At 67.7% G+C, this 16,789-nt stretch carries 12 protein-coding genes and 1 pseudogene; 11 read left to right on the top strand and 2 right to left on the bottom strand.

Translation table 11 applies throughout. The features are described 5' to 3' along the window. Window positions 1-104: 104 nt before the first annotated feature. Both ACP7BH_RS10110 and ACP7BH_RS10105 read right to left on the bottom strand, forming a co-directional pair. The gene (locus ACP7BH_RS10110) at window positions 105-1,445 is read right to left on the bottom strand and encodes an amidohydrolase family protein (RefSeq protein ID WP_425981436.1); all 1,341 of its coding nucleotides are present in this window, start codon (window positions 1,443-1,445) and stop codon (window positions 105-107) included. Further along, window positions 1,445-2,923 (bottom strand): amidohydrolase, encoded by a 1,479-nt coding sequence (locus ACP7BH_RS10105; protein WP_425981439.1) that lies wholly within the window; start codon window positions 2,921-2,923, stop codon window positions 1,445-1,447. The genes ACP7BH_RS10110 and ACP7BH_RS10105 overlap by 1 nt, the downstream gene beginning before the upstream one ends. Window positions 2,924-3,087: 164 nt before the next feature. Here ACP7BH_RS10105 and trmB point away from each other — a divergent pair, with 164 nt between their 5' ends. From trmB to ACP7BH_RS10050, 11 genes and pseudogenes are all read left to right on the top strand, one after another. After that, window positions 3,088-3,804, top strand: a complete 717-nt coding sequence (trmB, locus tag ACP7BH_RS10100; protein WP_425981442.1) for a tRNA (guanosine(46)-N7)-methyltransferase TrmB — start codon at window positions 3,088-3,090, stop codon at window positions 3,802-3,804. A gap of 97 nt (window positions 3,805-3,901) precedes the next feature. After that, on the top strand, window positions 3,902-4,408 hold the full coding sequence (locus ACP7BH_RS10095) for a cache domain-containing protein (protein WP_425981445.1): 507 nt from the start codon (window positions 3,902-3,904) through the stop codon (window positions 4,406-4,408). Window positions 4,409-4,551: 143 nt separating this feature from the next. After that, window positions 4,552-5,583: pseudogene (locus ACP7BH_RS10090) on the top strand (methyl-accepting chemotaxis protein); the annotation flags it as partial. 226 nt (window positions 5,584-5,809) lie between these two features. Continuing rightward, window positions 5,810-7,765, top strand: coding sequence for a HAMP domain-containing methyl-accepting chemotaxis protein (locus tag ACP7BH_RS10085; RefSeq protein WP_425981447.1), 1,956 nt, complete (start codon window positions 5,810-5,812; stop codon window positions 7,763-7,765). 70 nt (window positions 7,766-7,835) lie between these two features. Further along, the gene (locus ACP7BH_RS10080) at window positions 7,836-8,339 is read left to right on the top strand and encodes a DUF1993 domain-containing protein (protein WP_425981450.1); all 504 of its coding nucleotides are present in this window, start codon (window positions 7,836-7,838) and stop codon (window positions 8,337-8,339) included. A gap of 150 nt (window positions 8,340-8,489) precedes the next feature. After that, window positions 8,490-9,089, top strand: a complete 600-nt coding sequence (gene rimP, locus ACP7BH_RS10075; RefSeq protein WP_159847796.1) for a ribosome maturation factor RimP — start codon at window positions 8,490-8,492, stop codon at window positions 9,087-9,089. Continuing rightward, window positions 9,089-10,831, top strand: coding sequence for a transcription termination factor NusA (gene nusA / locus ACP7BH_RS10070; protein ID WP_425981452.1), 1,743 nt, complete (start codon window positions 9,089-9,091; stop codon window positions 10,829-10,831). Before rimP ends, nusA begins: the two co-directional genes overlap by 1 nt. A gap of 18 nt (window positions 10,832-10,849) precedes the next feature. Then, window positions 10,850-11,509 carry an RNA-binding protein gene (locus tag ACP7BH_RS10065; protein WP_425981455.1) on the top strand — a complete coding sequence of 220 codons (660 nt, stop codon included), beginning with the start codon at window positions 10,850-10,852 and terminating at the stop codon, window positions 11,507-11,509. Window positions 11,510-11,616: 107 nt separating this feature from the next. Beyond that, window positions 11,617-14,649: a translation initiation factor IF-2 gene (gene infB / locus ACP7BH_RS10060; RefSeq protein WP_425981457.1), complete on the top strand. Its 3,033-nt coding sequence runs from the start codon at window positions 11,617-11,619 to the stop codon at window positions 14,647-14,649. A gap of 120 nt (window positions 14,650-14,769) precedes the next feature. Then, a complete protein-coding gene (locus ACP7BH_RS10055) occupies window positions 14,770-15,579 on the top strand; it encodes a helix-turn-helix domain-containing protein (protein WP_425981459.1) in 810 nt (269 codons plus the stop codon). 75 nt (window positions 15,580-15,654) lie between these two features. Further along, window positions 15,655-16,746, top strand: coding sequence for a serine hydrolase domain-containing protein (locus ACP7BH_RS10050; protein ID WP_425981462.1), 1,092 nt, complete (start codon window positions 15,655-15,657; stop codon window positions 16,744-16,746). The last annotated feature ends 43 nt before the right edge of the window (window positions 16,747-16,789 follow it).

The following is a 16,789-nucleotide window of genomic DNA, read 5'->3' as shown; positions in this document are numbered from 1 at the left end:
CCGTCCCGGCGTGGAAGACGCGCGGTACCTCCCCCAGAGGGCGGGGAATTAAAAAAGGGCGGGGCCTTGCGGTCCCGCCCTTTCCCTTCAGACCTAGAAGGCCGTCAGTTGCGATAGGCTGGCGGCATCGGCGTCTGTTGCCGGTAGCGGTCGCGGAGCAGCAGGGCGCGGCTGGTCAGGGGTTGTTCGACGCCGTCGATGAAGACGGCCGAGGGCTGGCTGAGCGGCTCCAGCGGGTCGCCGGACCAGACCACCACGTCGGCGGCGGCGCCCGGCGCGATCTGGCCGAACTGTTCGGCCATGCCGAAGATTTTCGCGGGATTGACCGTCAGTGCGGCGATGGCGGCGCCATAGGGCAGGCCGTGCGAGACGGCGTTGCCGGCGTTGTAGCGGGCCTCGCGGGCGCGGTGGGTCGAGCCCTCGTTGCCCTTGATGGCGATGACCACTCCGGCGGCGTTCAGGGCCGCCGCATTCTCCATCCGCGCCGCCCGCATCTCGAAATCGCTGGGCAGGTTGGAGATGGGGTTCAGCAGCACCGGCACGCCCGCCGCAGCGATGTCGCCGGCGACCAGCCAGCCTTCTTCGGCGCCGTCCAGGATCAGCTTGATCCCTTCCTCGCGCGCCAGACGCAGCACCTGCTGGATGTCCGACGCCCGGTGGACGCTGACGATCAGGGGCAGGGTTCCGTTGGCGACCGGGATCAGGGCCTCCAGGTCCGCGCGCGACAGGCTGAGGTCGCGCAGGCCCGCCCGCTCATAGGCGGATTTGTTGCGGGCGTAGAGGCGGACTTCGGCCAGGGTCTCCTTGAACAGGACGAACTGGGCGCCGCGGGCGCCGCCGGCGATGTCGGCCCCGGCCTCGCCGAACGGGGCGACCATGGCCACGCGCGGCTGGACCAGGATGTCGCTGCCCTGGGCGAGGCGGATGACCGCCGCCTGACCGGCGAACAGGCCCGGCGTCTGATAGCCGCCGTCGCCGGCGCCGGCCGTTTCGTCCTCGTGCACATGACCGCCGGACGAGCCGGGGTGCTGGGGCACGACCACGGCGCGGGTGATGCCGCCCAGCCGGGCGACCGGCAGGGTGAAGGACCAGGGATCCAGGCCGTAGGAGATGTCGAAGGCGGCGCTGAGGGTGTTGGCGCTGTTGCGCAGTTCGTTGGTGCCGCCGACGGCGCCGACCTCGGTCCCGGCGAGACCGGAATCGACGGCGACGAAGCCGGGGGCGACCACCTTGCCGGTCGCGTCGATGACGCGGGCGCCGGACGGTGCCGCACCGGCGCCGACCGAGACGATCTTGCCGTCGCGGAGCACGACCGTGCCGCCCTCGATGACGGAGGTTCCGGTCAGAACCCGGCCGCCGACGATGGCGACGGTGTCCTGCGCCAGGGCGGGAGCGGCGAGAGACAGGGCGGCCACGGCGCCCGCGAGGATATGGGACAGACGCATCAGCGGGCTCCTTCGGCGACGTTGGCGGCGGTCAGGCCATAGCCCGGCTGGCCCAGCTCGAAATCGCTGGTCGGCTGATAGGCGGGGTTGGTCCGGTCGAAGGTCAGGGCGCCGTCGATGAAGACCTGGTCCGCGCGGGCGTAGATCGAGAAGGGATCGGCGCTCCAGATCACCACGTCGGCGCGCTTGCCGGCCTCCAGCGAGCCGGTCTGGTCGGCGATGCCGATGGCCTTGGCGGCGTTGGAGGTGATCCAGCCGATGGCGTGTTCTTCCGAGATGTTCAGACCGGCGCGGCGACCGGCCGACAGGGCGGCGGCGGCTTCCTGGTTGAGGCGCTGGGTCAGTTCGGCGTCGTCGGAGTGGATGACGGCGCACGAGCCCTGCTGGGCGTCCACTAGGGCGGCGTTTTCCTCGATGGCGTCCAGGGCTTCCATCTTGAAGCCCCACCAGCCGGTCCACATGGCCGCGCAGATGCCGTTGGCGGCTAGTTGCGGCGCCAGCTTGTAGGCCTCGGTGGCGTGGTGGAAGGTGGTGATGCGGTAACCGAACTCCTTGGCCATATCGATCATCATGGCCATCTCGTCGGCGCGGTAGCAGTGGTTCTGGATCAGGATCGACCCGTCCAGCACCCCGACCAGGGTCTCGTTCTGCAGGTTGCGGGTCGGGGCCGCGCCCTCGCCGTCCTCGCGCCATTTGTCCCATTTGGCCTTGTAGTCGCGGGCGGCGATGAAGGCGGCGCGGTAGCCGGCCATATTGCCCATGCCGGTCGCCGGGCTCTGGTTACGGCCGCCATAGACGCGCGACGGGTTCTCGCCGCAGGCCATCTTGACCGTATAGGGGGCGTCCGGGAACTTCATGCCCTGCATGGTGATCGAGGGCGTGTTGCGGATGGTCACGCCCCGGCCGCCGAACAGATTGGCCGAGCCGGGCAGGATGTGAAGCGTGGTGACGCCGCCGGCGCGGGCGGTGTTGAAGCCCGGATCCTGGGGCCACAGCGAATGTTCGGCCCAGACCTGGGCGGTGTTCGGGCTGGTGGCCTCGTTGCCGTCACTCATGCCCTGCACGCCGGGGGACGGATAGACGCCCAGGTGGCTGTGGACGTCGATGACGCCGGGGGTGACATAACGGCCGCGCGCCTCGATGAGGCGATAGCCGGCGGGGACGGGGGTGGAGGCGTCGCCGACGGCGGCGATCTTGCCGTCCGTGACCACGACCACGCCGTTTTCGATCTTGCGGTCCGTCCCGGTCAGGACGGTGGCGCCGACCACGGCGAAATTCTCGCGCGGCAACGGTTGATAGGTGGAAGGATAGGGGTTCAGCGTGGTCGCGGGATCCAGCCCGGCGGCCATCGTCCGGTCCTTCGACGGTTTTGCGGCGGTGTCGTCGGGGGTCTGGCCGGTGGTGGCGCAGGCCGACAGGCCCAGCACGGCGCATGTGATGGCCGCGACGCTGACGCCCCGCAGATGATGTCCGATCATCGAAATCCCTCTCCCCGCGAATGCGTCAGCCCCGACGCCGCTTGCAGCCGTCATAGAAAGGCGTTCGGTCGCGACCGTCAAAAGGTTTCGGTGTTCGTCCCATGGCAGCGGTTTGGGCGCGCTTGTTCTGGACGCCCCGCCCTGCGACGGCTAACGGCAGGCGCATGAGCTCCGACGACCGTCCCGAGGACGAAAACCCCCATCTCGACCGCCCGCTGCGGTCGTTCGGCCGCATCAAGGCCCGTCCGATCAAGCCCCGTCAGGCGGCGCTGATGGAGACGCTGCTGCCCGAAATCGCCGTGCCCGAACCCAAGGCCGGGCCGCTGGATCCAAAGGCGATGATGCCCGAGGCGACCGAGGTGTGGCTGGAGATCGGCTTCGGCGGCGGGGAACATATGGCGGCCCAGGCGGCGACGCGGCCGGACGCCCTGGTGATCGGCTGCGAACCCTTCCTCAACGGCGTCGCCTCGGCCCTGCGTCACGTGGAAGAGGGCGGGCTGAAGAACGTCCGCATCCATGCCGACGACGCGCGCGACCTAGTCGACGCCCTGCCCGACGCCTCGGTCGATCGGGTGCTGATCCTGTTCCCCGATCCCTGGCATAAGGCGCGCCACAACAAGCGCCGCCTGTTGCAGGACGAGACGGCCCAGGCCTTCGCCCGCATCCTGAAACCCGGCGGCACCCTGCGCTTCGTCACCGACTGGCTGGACTATGCCGAATGGGCGCTGGAGCGGCTGAACCGTACGCCGGGGCTTGAGCGGATCGGCGCGCCGGATCAGGACTGGTTCGTCCCGCCCGCCGACCACGTCGTCACCCGCTATGAGGAAAAGAAGCTGGGCGACACCGTTCCGGTCTTCCTGGAGTTTCGAAGGACGAAATGAAGCAGGGGTTGCGTCGTCTTACGCAACCGGCCCTTTCGCGGATATTTAACGACCTCGTTAGCAGTGTCCCAAACGGTGAGATTTGGGGACGGGGCCTATGAAGGCGTTGACGATCGGCGGGCGGATCAATCTGCTCGCCCTGGTGACCATGGCGGGGCTTCTGGTCATCACGGGTCTATCGCTGATGCGGTTGGACGCCGCCATGCGTGCGGACATCGCCGACCGCACCAAGGCCTCGGTCGAAATCGCCTACAGCGTCGTGGCCCACTATCAGGCTGAGGAACAGGCGGGTCGCCTTTCCCGCGTCCAGGCCCAGGACGCCGCCAAGGCCGCCGTCGGCGCCATGCGCTACGGGAACGACGACTATTTCTGGATCAATGACGTGCATCCCACCATGGTGATGCACCCGATGAAGCCGGCCCTGAACGGCACGGATCTGAGCGAGAACAAAGACGCCGACGGCGTTCTGATGTTCAAGGAGTTCGTCAGTGTCGTTCAGCAGAAGTGCGAAAGCTTCGTCGATTATGAATGGGCCAAGCCGAACCAGGAAGAGGCCTCCTCCAAGATCTCCTATGTGAAGGGCTTCGCCCCTGGGGCTGGGTGATCGGCTCGGGCGTCTATACCGATCAGATCGCCGCCACCGTCGGCAAGGCGGCCATGACGCTGGGCGCCATGGCGCTGGCGGTCGCGCTGGCGATCGGGGCGACCGGCTGGTTCATCGGACGCTCGGTATCCAGGCCGGTGGTGGCCTTGGGTCGGCGCATGCGCGGCCTGGCCGACGGCGACCTGACCTATCGGATCGAGGGCGAGTTCGCGCCCAAGGCCGCCCAGCTGAAAACCGACTTCAACGCCGCCATCGCCCAGTTGCAGCAGGCCGTCTCGGTCGTGGTCGCCAACATCGCGGGCATCCGCTCGGGCGCCGGCGAGATCAGCCAGGCCGCCGACGACCTGTCGCGCCGGACCGAGCAACAGGCGGCAGGGCTGGAGGAGACCGCCGCCGCTCTGGACGAGATCACGGCGACGGTGAACAAGACGGCCTCGGGCGCGCGTCAGGCCTCGGACGTCGTCCAGGCCGCCAAGGGCGACGCCGAGACCTCGGGCGTCATCGTCCGCGACGCGGTGTCGGCCATGCAGGCGATCGAAGGCTCGTCGTCGCAGATCAGCCAGATCATCGGCGTCATCGACGAGATCGCCTTCCAGACCAATCTTCTGGCCCTGAACGCAGGGGTCGAGGCGGCCCGTGCCGGCGAGGCCGGTCCCGGTTTCGCCGTCGTCGCCTCTGAAGTGCGCGCCCTAGCCCAGCGTTCGGCCGAGGCAGCGAAAGAGATCAAGACGCTGATCTCGACCTCGACCACCCAGGTCGGTTCGGGCGTGAAACTGGTCGGTCAAACCGGCGAAGCCCTGCAACGGATCGTGGACCGGGTCGCCGAGACTGACGGGCTGGTGTCGGAAATCGCCGCCTCGGCCCAGGAACAGGCCGTGGGCCTCGCCGAGGTCAACACTGCCGTGAACCAGATGGACCAGGTCACCCAGCAAAACGCCGCCATGGTCGAGCAATCGACCGCCGCCAGCCATTCGCTGGCCCAGGAAGCGCAGTCGCTGCAAGCCTCGGTGGCTCAGTTTCGTGTGGGCGACAACGTCCAGGCGCCGGTGTCACGCACGGCGTCCGCTCGCGTGGGCCACTCCCCTAATCTCAAGGTGCAGGCACTGAAGGCCGTCGGTCGCGGCGGCGCCGCGCTCAAACCTCAGGCCGCGTCAGAAGGCTGGGAAGAATTCTGAACCAGGAGAGGCTGCATAAGTCTCTTAATGATCTTCGATATATGTAATCCCACCTATTTCGTCGTTTACCCTTTTTCGTGACGAACGGCGCAGCTTCCAAGTCGAGTTTCAGACTCGCGCGTCTGTCGCTTTCGAAAGGTCTGTATCCAGACGATCTGGGCCGTCCTGCGCGTTTATTGAATCAAGGATTCGACGTCTCGAATCCGATCGGCCCCTGGGCCTGGAGATGGGTGTGAACAAGATTCTGTCCGATACGAAGATCTCGGTGAAGATCATCGTGCCCTTGATTCTTCTGGCCTTGGTGGCGCTGGGCGGCGCCGCCTACAGCGCCTGGAACATGAAGAAGATCGACGCCCAGTACAGCCAGTTGGTCGATGTCGAGAACGTCGCCCTGGTGAAGATGGTTCGGGTCAATCGAACCATGCAGGGCATGGCCTACGACGCCTACAAGGTCCTGGTTTACGACGGTTCCTCGGCCAGAGCGCGCGAGGCGGCGGACGACGCGACCCAGAAAATTCAGGCGATCGAGACCTTGCTGAGCGAGGCCGAAACCCTGGTTCCGGAATGGAAGGCGGAGGTAGACGCGTTGCGTGCGCCCCTGAAAGAGGTCAGCGACCTGGCGACGCGGTCTATCGCGCTCGGTCTGGCCAATGACGAGGCGGCAGGCCCCTTGATGACCGAGATGGACGGCAAGATGGCGGCTGTGATCCCCAAGTTGACCGACTTTACGAACGCCAAGGTCGCGGCCAGCGCCGAGAAGTCGACCCAGCTGTCGGCGGACGTGGGCCAGGCCGCCATGAACACTCTGATCGCCATCGGCATCGCGACCCTGATCGCGATGGCTGTGGGCCTGATCGTGTCCCGCTCCATCGTCAGCGCCCTGACGGGCATCGGGGAACGGATGGCCAAGCTGTCCGGCGGCGACACCACCATCGAGGTGCCGCACGCCCAGCGCAAGGACGAGATCGGCAAGATGGGCTTGGCCCTGCTGGTGTTCCGCGACGCCGCCATCGAGAAGATTCAGCTGGAGGCCGAAGGGGCGGCGCTTCGCAATCAGTCGGACGAGGAACGCGCCAGAAACCAGCGCGCAGCAGACGCCAGGGCCCGTGAACAGGCGGTCGTGGTCGCAGCCTTGGGCGAAGGGCTGGACCACCTCAAGCGCGGCGATCTGACCTACAGTATCGCCCAGGAATTCCCTGACGACTACGCCAAGCTGAAGACCGACTTCAACGCGGCCATCGCCCAGTTGCAGCAGGCTTTGGGCGTGGTCTTGGGCAATGTGGCGGGTATCCGCTCGGGCGCCGGCGAAATTTCGCAGGCCGCCGACGATCTGTCGCGCCGCACCGAACAACAGGCGGCTTCGTTGGAAGAGACGGCTGCCGCCTTGGATGAGATCACGGCCACGGTGAACAAGACGGCGTCCGGCGCGCGTCAGGCTTCCGATGTCGTTCAGGCCGCCAAGGGCGACGCCGAGACCTCGGGCGTCATCGTCCGCGACGCCGTTCAGGCCATGCAGGCCATAGAGAACTCATCCTCGCAGATCAGCCAGATCATCGGCGTGATCGATGAAATCGCCTTCCAGACCAATCTTCTGGCCTTGAACGCGGGCGTCGAGGCTGCTCGTGCCGGCGACGCCGGTCGCGGCTTTGCGGTCGTGGCCTCCGAGGTCCGGGCCCTGGCCCAGCGTTCGGCGGAAGCCGCGAAAGAGATCAAGACCCTGATCTCCACCTCGACCACCCAGGTCGGATCGGGCGTCAAACTGGTCGGCCAGACCGGCGAGGCCCTGCAACGGATTGTCGACCGCGTCGCCGAAATCAACGGCCTTGTCAGTGAAATCGCGGCCTCGGCCCAGGAACAGGCCGTCGGCCTGGCCCAAGTCAACACCGCCGTGAACCAGATGGACCAGGTCACCCAGCAAAACGCCGCCATGGTCGAGCAATCGACGGCCGCCAGCCACTCGCTGGCCCAGGAGGCCGAAAGCCTGCAGGCGTCAGTCGCGCAGTTCCGCGTCGGCTCGACCGTCGCATCGGCGCCGATCCCCGCGCCACGCAGGGCGTCTTCAACCGCCGCCCCGCCGGCGCGCTCGCCCCATCTCGTCGCCGCGCTGAAGACGGTCGGCCGAGGCGGCGCGGCGCCCAGGGTCGCCGCCATGGCGGCCGAGGATGGCTGGGAAGCGTTCTGATTTAGGAGGTCGGCAGGGCTGGCGTTTCGACGAGGCGCCGCCCAGCTATGGCGCCAACCGGAGCCCTGCGATGACCTTCTCGATCTACGACGCCGCCTCGCCGATCTTTCTGCGCGGCCTGACCAATCTGTCGGGCTGGCTGGACAAGGCGTCGGCGGAGGGCTTCGACGAAGCCGCCCTGGTCCAGGCGCGTCTCCATGAGGACATGCGGCCGCTGGCGTCGCAGGTCCAGTTGGCGTCGGACTCGGCCAAGGGCGCCGTCGCGCGGCTGGGCGGCGTGGACAATCCGTCGATGGCCGACACCGAGACGACCTTCGCCGAGCTGAAGGACCGCATCGCCCGCACGATCGCCTTCATCGAAAGCGTGGATCCCGCCGCCTTCGTCGGCGCCGAGACCCGGCCGATCGTCGTGAAGACGCCGAACCGCGAGCTGCACTTCGACGGCGCCGGCTATCTGACCAGCTTCGTCCTGCCCAACTTCCACTTCCACCTTACGACCGCCTACGCCATCCTGCGCAAGGAAGGCGTGCCGCTGGGCAAGATGGATTATCTGGGTCGGCTGGCGCTGATTTGACCCCCGACTTCGCCCGAAGCTGACGAAGAGGGCTGACAAGCGATCGTGAACAGCCTATATGGCGCCTCACATCGTTAGACCGGCGTCCAACGGCGTCGTTCCAAGCGGCGGCCCGGACGGACCGCCGCTTTTGTTTTGGATATTCGTCGCTTGCGCGCAAGAACCGCCCAGGATCGCCAACTGCTGGAGCTGATCGACCCCATCGCGGAGTCGCTCGGTCTGGAAGTCGTGCGCGTCCGACTGATGACCGGCTCCAAGCGCCAGCGCCTGCAGGTCATGGCCGAGCGCCCATCCGACCACGACATATCGGTCGAACAGTGCGCCAAGCTGAGCCGCGCCGTGTCCGAGGTGTTCGACGCCGCCGACCCCATCGCCGGCGAATATATGCTGGAAGTCTCGTCGCCCGGCATCGACCGGCCCCTGACCCGTCCCATCGACTTCGACCTGTTCGAGGGCGAGGAGGCGCGTCTGGAGACCGACCGGATGATCGAGGGCCGCAAGCGCTTCAAGGGCGTGCTGGCCGGCTATGAAGACGGCAACGTCCTGATCGACCTGGACGGCGAGGAAGAGACCGCCCTGATCCCCTTCGACTGGCTGAGCGACGCCAAGCTGGTCCTGACCGACGCGCTGATGAAGCGGGGCGCCGCCATTCGCGCCGCGCGCGGCGAACCCGAAGACGACGGCCTGCCCGAAGGGGAAGCCGCTGAACTGACAACCGACACCACGACCCCTTCTGAGGACAACGCCTGATGGCCGTCACCGGTATTTCCGCCAACCGCCTCGAACTGCTGCAGATCGCCAATGCGGTCGCGCAAGAAAAGAACATCGAGCGCGAGGTCGTCATCGAGGCGATCGAAGAAGCCATCCAAAAGGGCGCCAAGTCGCGTTACGGCGCGCATCACGACATCCGCGCCAAGATCGACCACAAGACCGGCGAACTGTCCCTGACCCGTCACGTCACAATCGTCGAGGACGATTGGATGCCGGAAGACGAGCTGGAAGAGTTCAACGACAGCGCCATGGTGCGCCTGACGGACGCCTCCAAGCGCGATCCTGAAGCCGTCGTCGGCAAGGAATATGTCGAGACCCTGCCGCCGTTCGAGTTCGGCCGCGTCCAGACCCAAATGGCCCGCCAGGTCGTGACCGGTAAGGTCCGCGAGGCCGAGCGCGCCAACCAGTACGAAGAGTTCAAGGATCGCGTCGGCGAGATCGTCAACGGCACGGTCAAGCGCGTCGAATACGGCAACACCATCGTCGACCTGGGCCGGGGCGAGGGCGTCATGCGCCGCGACCAGTCCATCCCGCGCGAAGTGTTCAACATCGGCGACCGGATCCGCACCTACATCTACGACGTCCGGCCCGAGGCCAAGGGCCCGCAGGTCATGCTGTCGCGCGCCCATCCGGGCTTCATGGCCAAGCTGTTCGCCCAGGAAGTGCCGGAAGTCTATGATGGCGTGATCGAGATCCGCGCTGCGGCGCGTGACTCGGGCTCGCGCGCCAAGATGGCCGTCCTGTCCAACGACAGCTCAATCGATCCCGTCGGCGCCTGCGTCGGCATGCGCGGCTCGCGCGTTCAGGCGGTCGTCGCCGAACTGCAGGGCGAGAAGATCGACATCATCCAGTGGAACCCGGACGAGCCCACCTTCATCGTCAACGCCCTGGCCCCCGCCGAAGTCTCCAAGGTCGTGCTCGACGAAGAAGCCGGCCGCGTGGAAGTCGTCGTGCCGGACGAGCAGCTGTCGCTGGCCATCGGTCGTCGCGGCCAGAACGTGCGCCTGGCGTCGCAGCTGACCGGTTGGCAGATCGACATCATCACCGAGGCGCAAGACTCCGAGCGTCGCCAGCGCGAGTTCAGTGAACGGACCGGCCTGTTCCAGGAAGCCCTGGACGTGGACGAGGTCATCGCCCAGCTGCTGGTCACCGAAGGCTTCGCCACGGTGGAAGATCTGGCCTATGCCGATCCTTATGAAGTCTCCGAGATCGAAGGCTTCGACGAGGAGACCGCTGAGGAACTGCAGGCCCGCGCCCGCGAATTCCTGGACAAGAAGGCCGCCGAGCTGGACGCCAAGCGCGTGGAACTGGGCGTCGAGGACGGCGTGCTTCAGGTGCCGGGCGTGACCCTGCCCATCGCCGTCGCCCTGGGCGAAGGCGGCGTGAAGACGGTCGAGGATCTGGCCGACCTGGCCACCGACGAAATCCGCGGCGGCTACGAAGTGAAGAACGGCGAGCGGGTCAAGGTCCCCGGCGTGCTGGAAAGCTTCAACCTGGCCCAGGAAGACGCCGAACTGCTGATCCTGCAGGCTCGCGTCGCCGCCGGCTGGATCGATGCTTCGGAACTGCCGCAGCCCGAGCCGGAAGAGTTTGAAGACGGCGAGTTCGCCGAGGGCGAATACGACCCGGATCAGGTGTTCGGCGATGCGCCTGCCGAGGCTGACGCTTCCGACGATACGGAGGTCCTCGCCGAGGACGACTCCGAACCGTCGAACGCGTGATGGGAGACCTGGCTGCATATGAGCTTGCGCGACGCAACGATCGATAGGGAACGCCGGGACCTCGTCACTCACGAGGTCATGGACGAATCTCGCCTGATCCGTTTCGTCGCCGGGCCCGATGGCCAGGTTGTTCCCGACCTGGGCAGGAAACTGCCCGGACGCGGCCTGTGGGTCGAAGCCAGCCGCGCCTCGATTGAGACGGCGGTCAAGAAGAACGGCTTCACCCGCGCCGCCAAGACCAAGCTGACCGCTCCGGCTGACCTGGCCGACGTCGTCGAACGGCTGCTTGTAAGGCGCTGTCTCGACCAGCTGGGTCTTGCCCGGCGCGAAGGCGTGCTTATCTCTGGCTTTGAAAAATCCGCCGCGAACATCCGTTCGGGCAAGGCCGCCTGGGTGGTGGAAGCCGCCGACGGCTCGGCCGACGGGCGCGGAAAGATCCTCGCCCTGGCCCGCCATCAGACCGCGAAAGTCTGCGGCGCGTTCACTGTGGACGATTTGAGTTTGGCCCTTGGGCTGGAAAATGCGATACACGCCGTCCTGCTTGCGGGCGGACGCGCCGATCGGTGGACCGTAGAGGTCGAACGACTGGCTGGATTTCGGCCGCTTCGCCCCCCTCACTGGGAGGTTTTCAGTGTCGAGGGCGGATCGGCGGGAGCAAACCCTTCAGGGGTGAGTTAGGATTTTGGCGGCCGAGGGCCTGTCTCCAAGGGCGGAGACGGGCTCACGGTCGTTCATGTGCATTAGATAAGAACGGCGGGCCTTTCCGCCCCGAGTAAAGCGACCGGATGAGCGACGAAAACGACAAGACCAACGAAGGCCAGGGCAACACGGGCGGCACGCCGTCCCAGACGGGGCCCCGTGCTCCGCTGAGCCTGAAGCCGCGCGTTGTGGGATCGGTCCCGACCGGGACCGTGAAGCAGAGCTTCAGCCATGGCCGATCCAAGACGGTGGTGGTCGAGACCAAGCGCCGCGCTGGCGCCGGCGGACCGCAACGTCCGCAGGGCTTCGATGTCGCACGTCCGCAACAGGCCTCTCAGGCGCCGCGTCCACAGGGTCAGCGTTCGCCGCAACCCGCCGGCGGCGCCCTGTCGCCCGAGGAGCAGGAAGCGCGCCGCCGCGCCATCGCCATGGCGACCCAGGCCAACGCCGCCAAGGCTGACGCCGCCGCCGCCGCAAAGGCTGCCGCCGACGCCGCCGCTCGCGACCAGGCCGCCGCCACCGAACGCGCCGCCCAGGCCGCTCGCGACGAAGCCGCCGCCGCCCAGGCCGCTGCCGAAGCCGCCCGCGCCGAGGCCGCCAAGCTGACGGCCGCCGCGCCTCAGCCCGCCAAGCCTGCGCCCAAGCCGGCTGCGCCCGTCGCCGCCGCACCGGTCGCCCCGGCTCCGGCTCCGGCGCCTGCACCGACCGCCGCCGCCACGCCGGCTCCGGCCGCCCCGGCCCGTCCAGCCGCTCCGGCTCGCCCGGTCGTCAACTTCGGCCAGCGCGTGCCCAAGCCCGGCAATCCCCAACGCGCCGCGCCCGAGCGTCCCGCCTTCGGCGGCCGTTCGGCCCGCGAACAGGCCATGGGCGGCGGAGACCGCGCCTATTCGGATCGTCCGCAGACCGACCGCCCGCAGGGCGCACGTCCGGCCCCCGGCGGCGCAGGCCGTCCGCAAGGCGCCAAGCCGGCCGAGCCCGTTCGCTATTCGGCCCTGAACCCGCGTCCGGCCCCCGGCGCCGCCCGTCCCGGCGGCGCACGCACCGGCCCTGGCGGCCGTCCGACCCCCAACGCCCCTCCGGCCGAGGCCAATGTCCTGCGTCCGGCCCGTGCGCCCGGCGCCGGCTTCGGCCGTCCGGTCGGTCGCGACGACGATCGTGAAAAGCGCTTCTCCGACGCCGGCAAGGCGGTCAGCCGCACGCGCGGCGAACCGAAGCGCCGCGAAGGCCGCATGACCATCCAGTCCGTGGTCGGCGACGGCGACGCCGCCGAACGCATGCGCTCGCTGGCCTCGGTCCGCCGCGCCCGCGAACGCGAGAAGGAAAAGCGTAAGGGCGGCTCGACCGACGCGCCGAACCGTCCGCGCGAAGTGGTCATCCCCGACGTCATCACCGTGCAGGAGCTGTCCAACCGGATGGCCGTGCGCGGCGTCGACATCATCAAATTCCTGATGAAACAGGGCCTGATGATGAAGATCAACGACGTGATCGACTCCGACACCGCCGAACTGGTGGCCGAAGAGTTCGGCATGGCGGTCAAGCGGGTGTCGGAATCCGACATCGAGTTCGGCTTCATCGGCGACGCCGACGACGCCGAGGCGGCGGATATGCGCGCCCCCGTCGTGGCCATCATGGGCCACGTCGACCACGGCAAGACCTCGCTGCTGGACGCCCTGCGCACCACCGACGTCGCCGGCGGCGAAGCCGGCGGCATCACCCAGCATATCGGCGCCTATCAGGTGCGCCTGGAGAACGACCAGAAGGTCACCTTCCTGGACACCCCCGGCCACGCCGCCTTCTCGGCCATGCGGGCGCGCGGCGCCAATGTGACCGACATCGTGGTGCTGGTCGTGGCCGCCGACGACGGCGTCATGCCGCAGACCATCGAGGCCATCCAGCACGCCAAGGCGGCCGGGGCTCCCCTGATCGTCGCGGTCAACAAGATGGACAAGCCGGGGGCGACCTCGCTGAAGGTCGTCAACGAGCTGCTGCAGCACGAAGTCATCGCCGAAAACCTGGGCGGCGAGACCCAGATCATCGAGGTCTCGGCCAAGGAGCGGATGAACCTTGACGGCCTGCTGGAAGCCATCCTGGTCCAGGCCGAGGTCATGGACCTGCGCGCCAACGCCGATCGTTCGGCCGAAGGCGTGGTCATCGAGGCCAAGCTGGACAAGGGCCGCGGCCCGGTCGGCACCGTCCTGGTCAAGCGCGGCACGCTGAAGCGCGGCGACATCGTCGTGGCCGGCGGTTCGTGGGGCAAGGTTCGCGCCCTGCTGAACGAGCGCAACGAGCAGCTGACCGAGGCCGGTCCGTCCGTCCCGGTCGAGATCCTGGGTCTGGACGAGGCCCCGTCTCCGGGCGACGTCTTCGCCGTGGTGGAATCCGAAGCCCGCGCCCGCGAGCTGACCGAATATCGTCAGCGGGTGAAGCGCGAAAAGGCCCAGGTCTCGGGCGGCTCGGTCTCGCTGGTCGACATGATGGCCAAGCTGGGCTCCAAGAAGGCCTCGGAACTGCCGGTCATCATCAAAGCCGACGTCCAGGGCTCCGCCGAAGCCATCATGGGTTCGCTGGACAAGATGAGCACCGACGAGGTGCGCGCTCGCACGGTCTATTCCGGCGCCGGCGGCATCACCGAGAGCGACGTCAACCTGGCCAAGTCGGCCGGCGCGCCGATCCTCGGCTTCAACGTCCGGGCCTCGAAACAGGCGCGCGATCTGGCCGACCGCGAGGGCGTCGAGATCCGCTACTATTCGATCATCTACGACCTGCTGGACGATATTAAGGGCGTGCTGTCCGGCATGCTGGCGCCGCTGCAACGGGAAACTTTCCTGGGCAACGCCGCCGTGCTGCAGGTGTTCGACATCTCCAAGATCGGCAAGATCGCCGGTTGCCGGGTGTCGGAAGGCGTGGTCCGCAAGGGCGCCCGCGTCCGCATCATCCGCGACGATGTGGTGGTTCTGGAGCTGGGCGTGCTCAACACGCTCAAACGCTTCAAGGACGAGGTCAATGAAGTCACGGCGGGCCAGGAGTGCGGCATGCAGTTCCAGGGCTTCCAGGACATCAAGGAAGGCGACTACATCGAGTGCTTCACGGTCGAAGAGATCAAGCGCTCGCTGGACTAGTCCACGTCGCGAGTACCGAGAGACAAAGGCCCGGAACCCAGGTTCCGGGCCTTTTTCTTTGCGCGAGTCCTGCGCATGATGCCAAGCGTGGCAGGAGGCGCTGCGCGGGGATCGTCAGTCATGAGCAAGCCCCATCTGCCGTCGGGCGACTTCTTCGGCGCGGCGTCGCGGACAGTTGAGGCCGGGGGCTTCCGGGTCGGCCTATGGATCGCCAGCCGCCCGCCCGAGGGCGTCGAACTGCACGCCCATGACGACGCCCATTTCGTCCTGGCGCTGGACGACGGCTATCGCAGCCTGGCCCATGATCCGCTGACACCCCGTAACGCCGCCTTCGGTCCCGGCGCTTTGGTGTGGAATCCGCCGGGCGTCGAGCATCGCGACTGTTTCGACGTCGCCGGCGGTCGCTTCCTGTCGATCAGTTTCGATCCGCCCAAGGGCTCCGGTCGCGGCGACCCTATGCGGCTGCGCGGCGCCCTGGCCGAAGGGGCGGCGCGTCGTCTGGTCGGGGTCGCCGGGCGGTTCGCGGCGGGGGACGCGGTCGTGATGGAGGGTCTGACCCTGGATCTGGCGGCGTCGGTCCTGTCGCCGGGGGAGCTGGACGAGGATCCGGCGCCGGAGTGGCTGTTGCGCGCCCATGAGGTGCTGCATGACCTGGCCGATCAACCGGGACTGGAGGTGGCGACGGTCGCCCGCCTGGTCGGGGTTCATCCCGTCTCCCTGGCCCGCCGTTATCGCCGCCATTTCAGCTGTTCGCCCGCCGCCGCCATTCGACGCGCACGGGCGGATCGGGCGGCGGGTCAGATCGCGCACGGGCGGGACTTGGCCGAACTGGCACTGGGCGCGGGCTATGCCGACCAGAGCCATATGACGCGCGAGTTCGGCGCCCTCTATGGCCTGACGCCGGCCCGATATCGCGGCCTGTTCGCCTGATCGGTTGCGTCTGTTCAAGACGGACGGCCCGCCGCGTGGGATGTCCGCCCGTTACTTCCCCAATCCAGGACCGTCATGCGTCATCTGCTTCTCGCGACCCTCGGGCTCGCGCTCATCGCCTCACCCGTGATGGCCGAGCCGAACTGGCCGGTCGCCGCACCCGAAACCCAGGACGTTTCCGCAGAGGGTTTGGCGGCCATGGACGCCGCCGTCCGCGCCGGGACCTTCCACAAGATCAGCAGCATCCTGATCGCCCGCCACGGCCGGCTGGTGCACGAGGTCTATTTCGATGAGGCGGGCCGCGAGAGCCGGCGCAACACCCGCTCCGTGACCAAGACCGTCACATCCATGCTGGTCGGCGCGGCCGTCTCGCGCGGCGACATCGCCAGCGTCGATGCCCCGGTCATACCCTTCGTCGCGGACCACGGCCCCTTCGACAGTCCCGACCCGCGCAAGGCGGCGATCACGGTCGAGGACCTGCTGACCATGAGCTCCTTGCTGGAGTGCGACGACGACAATTCGTTTTCGCGCGGCAATGAAGAGCGGATGTATCTGATCGAGGACTGGGTGAAGTTCGCCATGGACCTGCCGATCCGCGGCTTTCCGGCCTGGATCCCCAAGCCTGCGGACCAACCCTATGGTCGGGCCTTCAGCTATTGCACCGCCGGCGTGACCACCCTGGGCGCCGTGGTGCAGAAGGCGACGGGCGAGCCGCTTCAGGACTTCGCGCACGAGGCCCTGTTCGGCCCGCTGGGGATCGAGGGCGAGCAATGGCAGATATCGCCGACGGGCCTGGCCCAGGGCGGCGGCGGCCTGGGCCTGCGCAGCCGTGATCTGCTCACCCTCGGTCAATTGCTGCTGAACCAGGGCCGCTGGGACGGACGCCAGGTTCTGCCCGAGGCCTGGACCCGAGCCATGACCGCGCCGCACGCCAGCGTCGATCCGCAGAAGGGCGACTACGGCTATCTGATCTGGCTGCCGACCTATCAGGTCGCCGGCGCGCCGCATCCCGCCTGGACCATGTCGGGCACCGGCGGCAACAAGGTCGCGATCATCCCGGATCTCGACGCCGTGGTGGTCGTGACGACCGAGAACTTCGACGTTCGCAATCCGCACGGGCTTGCCGACACCCTGATCGCGGATCATGCGCTGGCGGCGATGCGCTGAAGGCACAACCCTTGCGGGCCTTCACGGTTCGAAAAGGCTGACG

The sequence above is a fragment of the Brevundimonas sp. TWP2-1 genome (assembly GCF_049897645.1).
GTDB lineage: Bacteria > Pseudomonadota > Alphaproteobacteria > Caulobacterales > Caulobacteraceae > Brevundimonas.
The sequence above is the reverse complement of the archived record's forward strand: the minus strand, read 5'-3'. Positions and strand labels throughout refer to the sequence as shown.

What these genes read in the sequence shown, in the direction of transcription:
- ACP7BH_RS10085 (WP_425981447.1), top strand. Translation starts at nt 5,810, where the DNA reads ATGGGTGTGAACAAGATTCTGTCCGATACGAAGATCTCGGTGAAGATC.
- ACP7BH_RS10055 (WP_425981459.1), top strand. Translation starts at nt 14,770, where the DNA reads ATGAGCAAGCCCCATCTGCCGTCGGGCGACTTCTTCGGCGCGGCGTCG.
- ACP7BH_RS10050 (WP_425981462.1), top strand. Translation starts at nt 15,655, where the DNA reads ATGCGTCATCTGCTTCTCGCGACCCTCGGGCTCGCGCTCATCGCCTCA.
- ACP7BH_RS10110 (WP_425981436.1), bottom strand. Translation starts at nt 1,445, where the DNA reads ATGCGTCTGTCCCATATCCTCGCGGGCGCCGTGGCCGCCCTGTCTCTC.
- trmB (WP_425981442.1), top strand. Translation starts at nt 3,088, where the DNA reads ATGAGCTCCGACGACCGTCCCGAGGACGAAAACCCCCATCTCGACCGC.
- ACP7BH_RS10080 (WP_425981450.1), top strand. Translation starts at nt 7,836, where the DNA reads ATGACCTTCTCGATCTACGACGCCGCCTCGCCGATCTTTCTGCGCGGC.
- ACP7BH_RS10095 (WP_425981445.1), top strand. Translation starts at nt 3,902, where the DNA reads ATGAAGGCGTTGACGATCGGCGGGCGGATCAATCTGCTCGCCCTGGTG.
- ACP7BH_RS10105 (WP_425981439.1), bottom strand. Translation starts at nt 2,923, where the DNA reads ATGATCGGACATCATCTGCGGGGCGTCAGCGTCGCGGCCATCACATGC.
- ACP7BH_RS10065 (WP_425981455.1), top strand. Translation starts at nt 10,850, where the DNA reads ATGAGCTTGCGCGACGCAACGATCGATAGGGAACGCCGGGACCTCGTC.
- infB (WP_425981457.1), top strand. Translation starts at nt 11,617, where the DNA reads ATGAGCGACGAAAACGACAAGACCAACGAAGGCCAGGGCAACACGGGC.
- nusA (WP_425981452.1), top strand. Translation starts at nt 9,089, where the DNA reads ATGGCCGTCACCGGTATTTCCGCCAACCGCCTCGAACTGCTGCAGATC.